This is a genomic window from Staphylococcus sp. GW821-FHT11H10 (genome assembly GCF_058807855.1).
Window position 1 is genome coordinate 92365 of sequence record NZ_JBXARC010000001.1, and the last position, 14203, is coordinate 106567.

Annotated in this window: 12 protein-coding genes; 11 read left to right on the top strand and 1 reads right to left on the bottom strand. The window is 34.3% G+C overall.

The window, feature by feature from the left end; translation table 11 throughout:
- Nucleotides 1–10 precede the first annotated feature (10 nt).
- From AC1RRU_RS00570 to AC1RRU_RS00620, 11 genes are all read left to right on the top strand, one after another.
- Nucleotides 11–928 carry an RluA family pseudouridine synthase gene (locus AC1RRU_RS00570; protein WP_011276002.1) on the top strand — a complete coding sequence of 306 codons (918 nt, stop codon included), beginning with the start codon at nucleotides 11–13 and terminating at the stop codon, nucleotides 926–928.
- A 445-nt stretch (nucleotides 929–1373) separates the two neighbouring features.
- Nucleotides 1374–1901, top strand: a complete 528-nt coding sequence (gene pyrR / locus AC1RRU_RS00575) for a bifunctional pyr operon transcriptional regulator/uracil phosphoribosyltransferase PyrR (protein ID WP_011276001.1) — start codon at nucleotides 1374–1376, stop codon at nucleotides 1899–1901.
- 232 nt (nucleotides 1902–2133) lie between these two features.
- The gene (locus AC1RRU_RS00580; protein ID WP_011276000.1) at nucleotides 2134–3444 is read left to right on the top strand and encodes a uracil-xanthine permease family protein; all 1311 of its coding nucleotides are present in this window, start codon (nucleotides 2134–2136) and stop codon (nucleotides 3442–3444) included.
- Nucleotides 3445–3476: 32 nt separating this feature from the next.
- Nucleotides 3477–4370, top strand: coding sequence for an aspartate carbamoyltransferase catalytic subunit (locus AC1RRU_RS00585; RefSeq protein ID WP_016930698.1), 894 nt, complete (start codon nucleotides 3477–3479; stop codon nucleotides 4368–4370).
- 3 nt (nucleotides 4371–4373) lie between these two features.
- Complete coding sequence (gene pyrC, locus AC1RRU_RS00590; RefSeq protein ID WP_011275998.1) at nucleotides 4374–5648, top strand: dihydroorotase; 1275 nt, start codon at nucleotides 4374–4376, stop codon at nucleotides 5646–5648.
- Entirely contained in the window at nucleotides 5649–6749 is a 1101-nt protein-coding gene (locus AC1RRU_RS00595; RefSeq protein WP_011275997.1) for a carbamoyl phosphate synthase small subunit, read from the top strand.
- On the top strand, nucleotides 6742–9915 hold the full coding sequence (gene carB / locus AC1RRU_RS00600; RefSeq protein ID WP_011275996.1) for a carbamoyl-phosphate synthase large subunit: 3174 nt from the start codon (nucleotides 6742–6744) through the stop codon (nucleotides 9913–9915). Before AC1RRU_RS00595 ends, carB begins: the two co-directional genes overlap by 8 nt.
- Nucleotides 9916–10011: 96 nt before the next feature.
- Nucleotides 10012–10704: an orotidine-5'-phosphate decarboxylase gene (pyrF, locus tag AC1RRU_RS00605; protein WP_011275995.1), complete on the top strand. Its 693-nt coding sequence runs from the start codon at nucleotides 10012–10014 to the stop codon at nucleotides 10702–10704.
- A 1-nt stretch (nucleotide 10705) separates the two neighbouring features.
- A complete protein-coding gene (pyrE, locus tag AC1RRU_RS00610) occupies nucleotides 10706–11314 on the top strand; it encodes an orotate phosphoribosyltransferase (RefSeq protein ID WP_011275994.1) in 609 nt (202 codons plus the stop codon).
- 27 nt (nucleotides 11315–11341) lie between these two features.
- Nucleotides 11342–11572, top strand: a complete 231-nt coding sequence (locus AC1RRU_RS00615; RefSeq protein ID WP_011275993.1) for a hypothetical protein — start codon at nucleotides 11342–11344, stop codon at nucleotides 11570–11572.
- 336 nt (nucleotides 11573–11908) lie between these two features.
- Nucleotides 11909–12313: a VOC family protein gene (locus AC1RRU_RS00620; RefSeq protein WP_011275992.1), complete on the top strand. Its 405-nt coding sequence runs from the start codon at nucleotides 11909–11911 to the stop codon at nucleotides 12311–12313.
- Nucleotides 12314–12390: 77 nt separating this feature from the next.
- Here AC1RRU_RS00620 and AC1RRU_RS00625 read toward each other — a convergent pair whose 3' ends face one another.
- The gene (locus tag AC1RRU_RS00625) at nucleotides 12391–14088 is read right to left on the bottom strand and encodes an Rqc2 family fibronectin-binding protein (protein ID WP_016930697.1); all 1698 of its coding nucleotides are present in this window, start codon (nucleotides 14086–14088) and stop codon (nucleotides 12391–12393) included.
- Nucleotides 14089–14203 lie beyond the last annotated feature (115 nt).

Consider the following 14203-nt stretch of genomic DNA (forward strand, 5'->3'; position numbering starts at 1 on the left):
AGGCTATAATTTGAAAACACATGAATTTAAAATTGAAAACCAAGAGCTTGTTGGACAGCGTATTGATAAATTATTACCTGAATTCAACAATGAATGGTCTAGAAGTCAAATTCAAGATTTGATTAAAGAAGATTTAGTAACAGTTAACGAAAAAGTGATTAAGTCTAATTACAAAGTTAAATTAAATGATCTTATTATCGTTACAGAGAAGGAAGTTGTCGAAGCTGATATTCAGCCAGAGAACCTAAATTTAGATATTTATTATGAAGATGAAGATGTAGCGATAGTTTATAAACCTAAAGGCATGGTAGTACATCCATCACCAGGTCATTATTCTGGTACTTTAGTTAATGGTTTAATGTATCAAATTAAAGATTTATCTGGAATTAATGGTGAAATTCGCCCAGGTATAGTTCATCGTATCGATAAAGATACATCAGGGTTATTAATGGTTGCCAAAAATGATATTGCTCATAGAGGGTTAGTGGAACAATTAATGGATAAATCCGTTAAAAGAAAATATACCGCTTTAGTACATGGAAATATTCCACATGATTATGGCACTATTGATGCGCCTATCGGACGTAACGAGAAAGATCGACAATCAATGGATGTCGTAGATAACGGTAAAGAAGCGGTTACACACTTTAATGTTTTAGAACATTTTAATGATTACACATTAATCGAATGTCAATTAGAGACAGGGCGTACGCACCAAATTCGTGTTCATATGAAATATATTGGTTTCCCTCTTGTTGGAGATCCAAAGTATGGTCCACGAAAAACACTTGATATTGGTGGACAAGCATTACATGCAGGTGTTATAGGATTTGAACACCCTGTTACTCATGAATACATTGAACGTCAAGCAGAACTACCTAAAGAATTTGAAACACTTTTAGAAGATATTCGCTTAAGAGATGCATAAGAAAAGAATAGTTTGGTAGCCCGCAAAGTTTCAACGCTTTGTGGGTGTTTTTTCTAATTTCACATTTAATCAATGATTCTTTAATATGTATTTTTGAAAAAGTTGGTCTAATTTTTTAGTATTTCTCAAATTCGATTAACTACAGTAAAAGTATTATTTATTTACAATTGATAATTTTAAAAATTGCATTGACTTATAGCTCAAAAAGTTTTAAGCTAGTAACAGTTCAAAAAAGAAATCGGTGTCTTTAAAAGAGAGTCCAGAGAGGCTTCAAAGACAATGAGTATAATTCTATATACTTTCTTAAAATAATTCAGCGAAATATATGAATTGTTTTACTAGAATGGCTTTATCATGTAATGTATAACGTTACATGTGCGTATATAAATTTGCCCTCATGTCTTTGAAAAAGGCATGAGGGTTTTTAATTTTAAGAGGTGAGATAATGTCTGAGCGAATCATCATGGATGAAGCTGCAATACAACGTACTGTAACGCGTATGGCGCATGAAATTCTTGAATATAACAAAGGTACAGAAAATCTTGTGTTACTCGGAATTAAAACGAGAGGCGAATTTTTAGCAATACGTATACAAGACAAAATCAATCAAATTGAACAAAAAATAGTTCCGACAGGTACAATTGATATTACACACTTTCGAGATGATATTGAAATTGCTAACAAGCAAATCACTCAAGATGCAATAGAAATTGATGCTGATATTAACGATAAGGTAGTCATCATCATTGATGATGTACTTTATACAGGAAGAACTGTTAGAGCTTCATTAGATGCAATTCTGCTTCATTCTCGACCGATTAAAATTGGCTTAGCGGCACTTGTAGATCGAGGACATCGAGAATTACCAATAAGAGCAGATTTTGTAGGGAAAAACATACCAACTTCTAAAGAAGAATCTGTTTTAGTGTATTTAAACGAAAAAGATTCACAGAATGCAGTAATAATTGAATAAAGACCTTTTAAATCAGTACGAGAGACTGAAAAAGGTAAAGTATTCAAAAGTGAGTGTGGATTACGATGATAGAATGGTCAGTACTAATAATCATCTCACTATAATTGAATGCTTTGTCACGTAGATACGGATAACGATAAGTATAAGTGCTTATCTGTATGTTTGCTACGATTTTTTAGTCTCTTTACATTTAAATGTAAAAGAGACTTTTTTTATGAGAGGAAGAAAAAAGGTGGAAAATGAACAAATGTTTGAACGCACCGTTAAACCGGTGTTAGACGTACAAGACAAACCTAAAGCAACACAATGGGCGCTACTGAGTTTGCAACATTTATTTGCAATGTTTGGTTCTACAGTATTAGTGCCATTCCTAACTGGCTTGCCAATATCAGCTGCTTTACTTGCATCCGGGATAGGAACATTGCTTTATATATTAATTACTAAGGCAAAGATTCCAGCATATTTAGGATCAAGTTTCGCATTTATCACACCAATTATTACTGGATTAAGCACACATAGCTTAGGAGACATGTTAGTAGCACTGTTCGCTAGTGGCGTAATGTATGCCATCATCGGGATCCTAATCAAAATCAGTGGTACAGGATGGTTAATGCATTTACTTCCACCGGTAGTTGTGGGACCAGTAATCATGGTAATTGGATTAAGTTTAGCACCAACAGCGGTCAATATGGCAATGTACGAGAACTCAGGAGATATGAAAGGGTACAATTTAAGCTATCTGGTTGTCGCGCTTATTACATTACTTGTAACAATAATTGTGCAAGGGTTCTTCAAAGGTTTCTTATCACTTATACCGGTACTTATTGGTATCATTGTTGGTTATATTGTTTCAATCTTTATGGGATTAGTTAACTTTTCGAATATTGCTAAAGCAAATTGGATTGATTTCCCACATATCTATTTACCATTTAAAGATTATGTGCCATCGATTCACCTTGGTTTAATACTCGTTATGTTACCAATCGTTTTCGTAACCGTAAGTGAGCATATCGGTCACCAAATGGTTATCAACAAAATCGTAGGTAGAAACTTCTTCGAGGATCCAGGTTTACATCGCTCAATAATCGGAGATGGTGTTTCAACAATGTTCGCAAGTATTATTGGTGGGCCACCAAGCACAACATACGGAGAAAACATCGGTGTACTAGCAATAACAAAGATATACAGTATCTATGTTATTGGCGGTGCAGCGGTTATAGCGATTGTCTTATCATTTATTGGTAAGTTCTCAGCGTTGATTTCTTCAATACCGACACCGGTAATGGGCGGCGTGTCCATCTTATTGTTCGGTATTATAGCAGCAAGTGGACTAAGAATGTTAGTTGAAAGCAACATTGATTTTGCAAGCAACCGCAACCTAGTTATCGCTTCAGTCATCTTAGTTGTAGGTATAGGTAACTTACTCATTAATTTAAAAGGTTTAGGTGTAAACCTTCAAATCGAAGGTATGGCACTAGCAGCACTTTCAGGTATTATCTTAAATTTAATTTTGCCAAAAGAAAAACAGGATTCAAAAAACTAATTTAACAAGGATTATTTATCAGGAGGCGCTTTATGAATAACTTATTATCTATGGAACATTTATCTAACGAGGACATTTACGAATTAATTCAAACAGCTTGTGATTACAAATCAGGAAAGCAAACCTTACCACAATTCGAAGGGAAGTTTGTTTCTAATTTATTCTTCGAAAATTCAACTCGAACAAAGTGTAGCTTTGAAGTAGCAGAACAAAAATTAGGACTTAAAGAAGTTAATTTTGAAACAAGTACTTCATCAGTACAAAAAGGCGAATCACTGTATGATACATGTAAAACACTTGAAAGTATAGGTGTTGATTTACTAGTAATCAGACATTCTCAAAATGCATACTATGAAGAATTAGAAAATCTTAATATTCCAATTGCTAATGCTGGAGATGGAAGTGGCCAACATCCTACACAAAGTCTGTTAGATATTATGACAATCTATGAGGAATACGGTTCTTTTGAAGGATTAAACATTTTAATATGTGGTGATATTAAAAATTCACGTGTAGCTCGAAGTAATTTTATAAGTCTAACTTCATTAGGCGCAAATGTAATGTTCTCAAGTCCAGATGAATGGGTGGACGACTCATTAGATGCACCATATGTTCAAATTGATGATGTCATTGACCAAGTAGATATTGTTATGTTATTACGTGTTCAACATGAACGTCATGGTATTACTGGAGAAGCTAATTTTGAGGCAAATGATTACCATGAACAATATGGTTTGACAATGGATAGATACAATAAGTTAAAAGATAAAGCAATCGTAATGCACCCTGCACCAGTTAACAGAGGAGTAGAAATCGATAGTGAATTAGTTGAAGCACCAAAGGCACGAATCTTTAAACAAATGACTAATGGCATGTATTTAAGAATGTCAGTAATCAATAAACTATTATCAGGAAAAGAGGCGTAAACATTGAAATTAATTAAAAATGCTCAAATTTTAGATAACGGTGAACTTAAACAAGCATCCATTTTAATAGATGGTCAGCACATCAAAGAAATTAACAATAACATTGAAGTAGATGAAAATGTTGAAGTAATTGATGCACAAGGTCATTTTGTAGCACCAGGTTTAATCGATGTTCATGTTCATTTACGTGAGCCTGGTGGGGAACATAAGGAGACAATTAAAACAGGTACAAAAGCTGCAGCACGTGGAGGATTCACAACCGTATGTCCAATGCCTAATACACGTCCAGTACCAGACTCAGTTGAACATATGGATCGATTACAACAATTAATTCAAGATAATGCGCAAGTCCGTGTATTACCATATGCTTCAATAACTGTGCGTCAAGCTGGTAAAGAACATGTTGACTTTGATGCATTAGCAAAGCAAGGTGCGTTTGCTTTCACTGACGACGGCGTTGGTGTGCAGGAATCAGCAATGATGTATGAAGCAATGCAACAAGCTGCAAAGGTCAACAAAGCAGTTGTAGCACATTGTGAAGATAATAGTTTAATTTATGGCGGTGCTATGCACCAAGGTAAACGCAGTGAAGAACTTGGTATACCTGGTATTCCAAATATTTGTGAAGCGGTACAAATAGCGAGAGATGTATTATTAGCTGAAGCAGCTAACTGTCATTATCATGTATGTCACGTATCGACAAAAGAGAGTGTCAGAGCTATTCGTGATGCTAAAGCAGCAGGTATTCATGTGACGGCTGAAGTTACACCACATCATTTACTGTTAACTGAAGATGATGTTCCAGGGGATAACGCAATCTTTAAAATGAATCCTCCTTTAAGAAGTAAAGAAGATAGAGACGCATTATTAGAAGGATTATTAGATGGCACAATTGATTGTATCGCAACAGACCATGCACCACATGCTAAAGAAGAGAAAGCACAGCCAATGACTAAAGCGCCATTTGGCATAGTAGGAAGTGAAACAGCTTTCCCATTACTTTACACGCATTTTGTAAAAAATGGTGACTGGTCATTACAACAATTAGTTGACTACCTAACAATTAAACCAGCACAAACATTTGATTTACCTTATGGCAAATTGGAAGAAGGTTGCTTTGCTGACTTAACGATTATCAATTTAGATGAAGAACGTGAAATCAAAGGTGAAGATTTCTTATCTAAAGCAGACAACACACCATTCATTGGTTACAAAGTTTATGGTAATCCAATTTTAACAATGGTAGAAGGCGAAGTTAAATTTAAGGAGGATAAATAAATGCTTGAGCGACGTTATCTTGTATTAGAGGATGGGACTTATTATGAAGGGTATAAATTAGGATCTAATGATTTATCTGTGGGAGAAATCGTATTTAACACAGCGATGACTGGATACCAAGAGACGATATCAGACCCTTCATATACTGGTCAAATCATTACATTCACATACCCATTAATCGGTAATTACGGTATCAATAGAGATGACTTCGAAGCACTTACACCAACTTTGAATGGTGTAGTAGTGAAAGAAGCAAGCACACATCCTAGTAACTTTAGAAACCAAAAGACGTTACATGATGTGCTTGTTCAATACAAGATACCTGGCATTTCAGGTGTGGATACACGTAGCATCACACGTAAAATTAGACAACACGGTGTTTTAAAAGCTGGGTTTACTGATAACCGAGATGACATTGATTCATTAATTAACACATTAAAAAGTACTGAATTACCTCGTGATGAAGTGGAAACAGTATCTACTAAAACACCTTATGTTTCAACAGGTTCAGACTTGAGTGTGGTCTTATTAGACTTTGGTAAAAAACAAAATATTGTTAGAGAATTAAATATGCGTGGCTGTAACGTAACTGTAGTACCATATAACACCACTGCTGAAGAAATATTAGCCATGTCACCAGATGGTGTCATGTTATCAAATGGTCCTGGTGATCCAGATGTTGTAGAGGTTGCAATAGAAATGATTAAAGGTATTTTAGGTAAAATTCCATTCTTTGGAATTTGCTTAGGACACCAATTATTTGCATTATCTCAAGGTGGAACATCATTTAAAATGAAATTCGGTCATCGTGGCGCTAATCATCCCGTAAAAGACTTACGTAGTGGGAAAGTAGATATTACAAGTCAAAACCATGGTTATGCTATCGATAAAAATTCATTGGTAAATACTGACTTAGAAGTAACTCATATTGCACTTAATGATGGTACTGTTGAAGGATTAAGACATAAAACCTTACCAGCATTCTCTGTACAATATCATCCTGAAGCAAGACCAGGTCCAAGTGACTCAAATTATTTATTCGATGAATTTATGACTATGATGAAAGAATTTAAAGAAAAGGAGCAAACAGCAAATGCCTAAACGTGACGATATACAAACGATTCTAGTGATTGGATCAGGTCCAATTATCATCGGACAAGCTGCAGAATTTGATTACGCAGGTACACAAGCGTGTCTAGCCTTAAAAGAAGAAGGCTACCGTGTCATATTAGTAAATTCTAATCCAGCAACAATTATGACGGATAAAGAAATTGCAGATAAAGTTTATATCGAACCGTTAACACACGACTTTATTGCACGTATCATACGTAAAGAACAACCTGATGCATTGCTACCAACTTTAGGTGGTCAAACAGGATTAAATATGGCTATTCAATTACATGATAGTGGTGTATTAGAGGCTAATAATGTGAAATTACTTGGTACAGAATTAAAATCAATTCAACAAGCAGAAGATAGAGAGCTATTTAGATCATTAATGAATGATTTGAATGTACCTGTTCCTGAAAGTGATATTGTGAATACTGTTGAACAAGCATTTGCATTCAAAGATGAAGTAGGTTATCCACTCATCGTTCGTCCAGCATTTACTATGGGCGGTACAGGTGGTGGCATATGCTACAATGATGAAGAATTAAAAGAAGTAGTGAGTAATGGATTGCATTACAGCCCAGCTACACAATGCTTAATTGAAAAGTCAATTGCTGGTTACAAAGAAATTGAGTATGAAGTAATGCGCGATAAAAATGACAATGCTATTGTGGTTTGTAATATGGAGAATATAGATCCTGTAGGTATTCATACAGGGGACTCTATCGTCGTTGCGCCAAGTCAAACTTTATCAGATGTTGAATATCAAATGTTACGTGATGTATCTTTAAAAGTTATTAGAGCATTGGGTATTGAAGGAGGATGTAATGTTCAACTTGCATTAGATCCACATTCATTTAATTACTATATTATTGAAGTGAATCCACGTGTATCTCGTTCATCAGCGCTTGCATCTAAAGCAACTGGATATCCAATAGCGAAATTAGCAGCGAAGATTGCAGTGGGCTTAACGTTGGATGAAATGCTAAACCCAGTTACAGGCACATCATATGCAGCCTTTGAACCAACACTAGATTATGTTATTTCCAAAATTCCAAGGTTCCCATTTGATAAATTTGAAAAAGGTGAACGTGAATTAGGTACTCAAATGAAAGCCACTGGTGAAGTAATGGCTATAGGACGTACATATGAAGAATCTTTATTAAAAGCGATACGTTCACTTGAATACGGTGTACATCATTTAGGTTTACCAAATGGAGAGAGTTTTGACTTAGACTATATTAAAGAACGCATCAGTCATCAAGATGATGAAAGACTCTTCTTTATAGGTGAAGCAATTAGACGTGGTACAACACTTGAAGAGATACACAATATGACGCAAATCGATTATTTCTTCTTAAATAAATTCCAAAATATCATTAATATTGAACATGAATTAAAAAATCACCCAGGAGATTTGGATTATCTTAAATATGCTAAAGATTATGGATTTAGTGATAGAGTAATTGCACATCGATTCGGCATGACAGAATCAGAAGTATATCAATTACGCCAAGATAATAATATTAAACCAGTATACAAAATGGTTGATACTTGTGCTGCAGAGTTTGAATCAACAACGCCATACTACTATGGAACATATGAAACTGAAAATGAGTCAATTGTAACTGATAAAGAAAAAATCTTAGTGCTTGGTTCAGGTCCTATTCGTATTGGACAAGGGGTAGAATTTGACTATGCTACTGTACACGCTGTATGGGCAATTCAAAATGCTGGATATGAGGCAATTATCGTGAATAATAACCCTGAAACAGTATCTACTGACTTTTCAATTTCAGATAAGTTATACTTTGAACCGCTAACTGAAGAAGATGTAATGAACATTATTAATTTAGAACAACCTAAAGGTGTTGTAGTGCAATTTGGTGGTCAAACAGCAATTAACTTAGCAGATAAACTAGCTAAACATGGTGTCAAAATATTAGGTACTACATTAGAAAATTTAAATCGTGCTGAGGATAGAAAAGAGTTCGAAGCATTATTGCATACAATTGATGTGCCACAACCTAAAGGTAAGACAGCTACTTCTCCAAAAGAAGCACTAGAAAATGCTCGTGAAATTGGCTATCCAGTAGTAGTTCGTCCATCATATGTTTTAGGTGGACGTGCAATGGAAATCGTGAATAGCGATGCAGAATTAGAAAATTATATGGAGCAAGCTGTTAAAGCTAGCCCTGAGCACCCAGTGTTAGTTGATAGATACTTAACAGGTAAAGAGATAGAAGTCGATGCAATTTCAGATGGAGAAACAGTTATCATTCCAGGTATTATGGAACATATAGAACGTGCTGGTGTGCATAGTGGTGACTCAATAGCTGTATATCCGCCTCAAACGTTAAGTCAAGAAGATATCGATACGCTAGAGGATTATACTATCAAATTAGCAAAAGGGTTGAACATCGTTGGTCTAATTAATATTCAGTTTGTTATTGCACATGACGGTGTTTACGTATTAGAAGTAAACCCTCGTGCAAGTCGTACCGTACCTTTCTTAAGTAAAATTACCGATATTCAAATGGCACAACTAGCTATGCAAGCCATTATGGGTACTCGTCTTAAAGACTTAGGCTATAAACAAGGTGTACAACCTTATTCAGAAGGTGTGTTTGTTAAAGCACCAGTATTTAGTTTTAATAAACTAAAAAATGTTGATGTGACATTGGGGCCAGAAATGAAATCTACCGGTGAAGTTATGGGTAAAGATTTAACTTTAGAAAAAGCACTTTACAAAGGTTTAACAGGTAGTGGTGTGGAAGTTAAAGATCATGGTACTGTTCTTATGACTGTAAGTGATAAAGATAAAGATGAAATTGTTAAAATAGCACACCGTTTAAATGAAGTAGGCTATAAAATTTTAGCAACTCAAGGTACTGCGGAAAAATTAAAAGAAGACAACATTCCAGTTGAAGTTGTAGGCAAAATTGGTGGCGACGATGATTTACTAACACGTATACAAAATGGCGAAGTACAAATTGTCATTAATACGATGACTAAGGGTAAAGAAGTAGAAAGAGACGGGTTCCAAATTCGTCGTACAACAGTTGAGAATGGTGTGCCTTGTCTAACTTCATTAGATACGGCTAATGCTTTAACAAATGTAATTGAAAGTATGACATTTTCAATGAGAACTATGTAGATTTACAACTTGAGAACGACAAGGGTGTTATAAGTCAGTGGATATTTTTAAACTGATTATGGCGACCAAGTCGTTCATTTTCAAAGGAGCTATAATATGAAAGATTTACCTATCATAGCATTAGATTTCGAATCGGCAACTAAAGTTAATACATTCTTGGACCAATTTGATGAACCACTTTTCGTGAAAATTGGAATGGAACTTTTCTATCAAGCGGGCCCCGATTTGATTAAATCGATTAAATCTCGTGGCCATGACATATTCTTAGATTTGAAGCTACATGATATTCCAAACACGGTTGAAAAAGCAATGGAAGGCTTAGGAAAGTTAGATGTAGACTTAGTTAATGTGCATGCAGCTGGAGGTACAGACATGATGAAAGCTGCAGTAAGGGGTTTGCACAAATATAGTAATGATACAAAGATCATTGCTGTGACGCAATTAACATCTACAACAGAAGAAATGCTACGTAATGAACAAAACATTCAGACGACGATTGAAGAAGCAGTGTTAAACTATGCTACTTTAACACAACAAGCAGGTCTAGATGGTGTGGTTTGTTCTCCACTTGAAGCAGAATTGCTAACAAACAAATTAGGTTCTAATTTCTTAAAAGTTACACCAGGCATTAGACCACAGGGGGCAGCTGTAGATGATCAAAAACGTATTACTACACCTGAAGATGCTAAACAATTAGGGGCAACACATATCGTAGTTGGGCGACCTATCACCCAAAGCGAGAATCCTGTGGAAAGTTATCATACTATTAAAGAAAGTTGGTTAGGTTAATATGGCTAAAGAAATAGCAAAATCTTTATTAGATATTGAAGCGGTAACATTATCTCCGAATGACTTATATACGTGGAGTTCAGGCATCAAATCTCCTATCTACTGTGATAACCGCGTAACATTAGGCTATCCAGAAGTACGTCGTGCCATTCGTGATGGATTAAGTCAAATGATTATTGAGCAATTTGGTAACGTAGATATTGTTTCTGGTACAGCCACAGCAGGTATTCCTCATGCCGCTTACATCTCTGAAAAGTTAAATTTACCTATGAATTATGTTCGCTCTAAAAGTAAAAGTCATGGTAAACAAAATCAAATTGAAGGAGCAGTAAGTAAAGGGAAGAAAGTGGTAGTAGTAGAAGATTTAATTTCTACAGGTGGATCTTCAATTACAGCAGTTGAAGCTTTAAAGGATGCTGGTGCTGATGTTTTAGGTGTCGTTGCTATTTTTACTTATGGTTTAAAGAAAGCAGATGACATGTTTAATGAAATTGATGTTCCATTTTATACACTAAGTAATTATAATGAGTTAATTGAAGTGGCTCGTGAAGAAGGAAAAATTTCTGAGAATGATATACAGACTTTAGTTGAATGGAGAGATAACTTGTAATATGCTATGTCAAAAGGGGGATTGATTATGATGACCGATAGTGAGGCTAATCGTTTCTATGATAATATGAAGCACGTTAACGAATTCTTATACAGAGAAGAAGACTTTAAATCCCCGGATAACATAATGTCGATTGACAATAGTATTAGAGAAATGAGTGGAACTCAGTCAAAAGTGAGTATGGATTCATTTGTGCATACGAGTGATTTCTTTAAAAAAGCTAAAGATACGTTAAGGCAAAAAGGTAAAATAGTTTAAAAACGTGGTATATATGACAAATACTTTTTCATAAATAGTTAAAAAGTAGTCGTGTATACCACGTTTTTTGTTTATAAAAAGAAAATCTAAAACTATAAATTAGCGAATAAAAATTTTAATTAGTACCCATCCGATAAGTAAGACAATAAGCATAGATAAAATCGGTATAATAAGATGCATCATAATAGAAAGCCTCCAATTGAACTTTAGTTTAATTTTAACTTGAAAATAGTATAAGTCAAAAATTTAGATTAAAAGAATCAAATATTCAAATTTTTTCAAAATAATTAAAATTAGTCTAAAATAGGTATTGAAGATATAGAGAGGGGAATTATTGTGGAAATACCGAAAATAACAACATTTCTAATGTTTAATAATCAAGCAGAAGAAGCAATAAATTTATATACGAGTCTATTTGAAAACAGTGAAATTTTAACTATGGTGAAGTATGGTGAAGAGGGACCAGGCGTTCCTGGAACAGTACAACATTCTATATTTACGTTGAATGGACAAGTATTTATGGCAATAGATGCTGATAATGGAGAAGATTTACCTATGAATCCATCCATTTCTTTATATATAACTGTAGATAATGCCATGGAAATGGAACGACTATTTAATGGTTTGAAGAAAGAAGGCGCTATATTGATGCCTAAAACTGCAATGCCACCATTCCGCGAATTCGCATGGGTGCAAGATAAATTTGGCGTTAGTTTTCAACTTGCGTTACCTGAAAAATAAAAAAATAGGATTAGAACCGAATGTATAAATGCATTTGGTTCTAATCCTATTTTTATTATATAGTAATTTTGTCGTTTTTATTTGACTTTCATACTTTGTATTTTGTCATAATCTGGAGTTGCAAATAATGTTTTTTGATTGTCATAAGTTACAAATCCTGGTTTAGCGCCTGAAGGTTTATGAACATTTCTTATTTCCGTATAGTCTACGGGAATTTGACCAGAATTACCCGCTTTTGAGAAATAACCAGCTAACATAGCTGCCTCTTTAATCGTTTCTTCACTTGGTGCATCATTCAAAATGACAACGTGTGAACCTGGAATATCTTTTGTATGGAACCATATATGGGACTTTTGAGCTTTACGATTAGTTAAATAATCATTTTGCTTATTATTTTTACCTACTAATATAGTATCGCCATCCGTAGAGATATATGTTTGAAGTTGAATTTTATCATTCTTTTTCTTTTTGATGTTTTTACGTTGCTTCATAAATCCTTGTTCTGCTAATTCATCACGAATATCATCAATTTCATCAACTGTAATATGCTCTAATTGTTGTTCAATATTTGCAAAATAGTCTATGTTTTCACGTGTTAAATGAATTTGATGGTCTAATTCACGTTCACGTGTTTTCATACGATTATATTGCTTGTAGTAATATTGCGCATTAACTGATGGTGATTTAGTAGGATTTAAAGGTATCGTTATTTCCTCATTGGTGTAGTAATTTAATACAGTTACAGCGTCATCACCTTGATTAATACGATAAATATTAGCAGTAATTAATTCACCGTAAAGTTGTTGCTTATCTTTATCTTTAGCACTTTCATATTCATCTATAAGTTTACTTAATTTATGTTGATATTTTTGAGATTGTTGTTGCACAAATCGAACTAAATCATTTGCGCGTTGTTTAACGCGTTCTCTTTCACCACGTGCATCGTAGTAGCGATCTAATAATTCATGTAAGGACGCATATTCAACCATGTCATCATGAAATTGCTTTAATTTCATAAAATAAAAATCTTCTTTTCCAGTTTCATGATTTTTATGGAAAATAGGGACGGGTGTTTTCAATGTCTGGTTGATAACTTCGTCATATGCTTTAGGTAGCGTTTCCGTTGTCATAAATTGATAGCGATTAACGATTTCATTAGTAATGAGTGGACTAAAGCCTTCGAAAGTGTTTAATAATTGTTTCGCAATTTTACCACTATTGAAATCTACATATTTTAAAGCTTCTTCGCCTGTTATATTAAAAGGGTTCAATTTGTTTTGAGTAGGTGGCGCTTCATATTTGAATCCTGGCATAACAGTACGATATTGATTGGTATTAGGGGTTAAATGTTTAAACCCTTCAATTATTTTGTAATTGTCATCAACAAGTAACAAGTTACTATGTTTACCCATGATTTCTAAGATAACCGTGCGGTAAATGGTATCACCAATTTCATCTTTACTTTCAATATCGATTTCAATACGACGATCATTGCCAATCTGACGTATAGCTTTAATAATGCCACCTTCTAGATGCTTTCTAAAAACACGAGCAAACATTGGTGGTTCAAATGGATTATCATATTTTTTAGTCGTAATATGCATTCTTGAAAAACTAGGGTGTATAGATAGTAATAGTTGATGATTTTTGCGATTTTGACGTATAACCATAAGGATAGTGTCATTTTCAGGTTGGTTGATTTTATGAATTCGTCCTGAAACTAAAAACTGTATTGATTCAACCATTTTTTTAGTGAATAAGCCATCATATGCCATAAATAATTTCCACCTTCAATTTAATCATTCAGTATATTGTAACATGGTAGAATGATAGCGTCATGATTTAAGTTTATGTTGCATACTCTATACAATTTTAACTACAATATGATAT

Bases quoted from the DNA above. Each gene is read 5' to 3' on its own strand.
- pyrR (WP_011276001.1), top strand. From the start codon at position 1,374: ATGTCTGAGCGAATCATCATGGATGAAGCTGCAATACAACGTACTGTA.
- AC1RRU_RS00585 (WP_016930698.1), top strand. From the start codon at position 3,477: ATGAATAACTTATTATCTATGGAACATTTATCTAACGAGGACATTTAC.
- AC1RRU_RS00595 (WP_011275997.1), top strand. From the start codon at position 5,649: ATGCTTGAGCGACGTTATCTTGTATTAGAGGATGGGACTTATTATGAA.
- carB (WP_011275996.1), top strand. From the start codon at position 6,742: ATGCCTAAACGTGACGATATACAAACGATTCTAGTGATTGGATCAGGT.
- pyrF (WP_011275995.1), top strand. From the start codon at position 10,012: ATGAAAGATTTACCTATCATAGCATTAGATTTCGAATCGGCAACTAAA.
- pyrE (WP_011275994.1), top strand. From the start codon at position 10,706: ATGGCTAAAGAAATAGCAAAATCTTTATTAGATATTGAAGCGGTAACA.
- AC1RRU_RS00615 (WP_011275993.1), top strand. From the start codon at position 11,342: ATGATGACCGATAGTGAGGCTAATCGTTTCTATGATAATATGAAGCAC.
- AC1RRU_RS00625 (WP_016930697.1), bottom strand. From the start codon at position 14,088: ATGGCATATGATGGCTTATTCACTAAAAAAATGGTTGAATCAATACAG.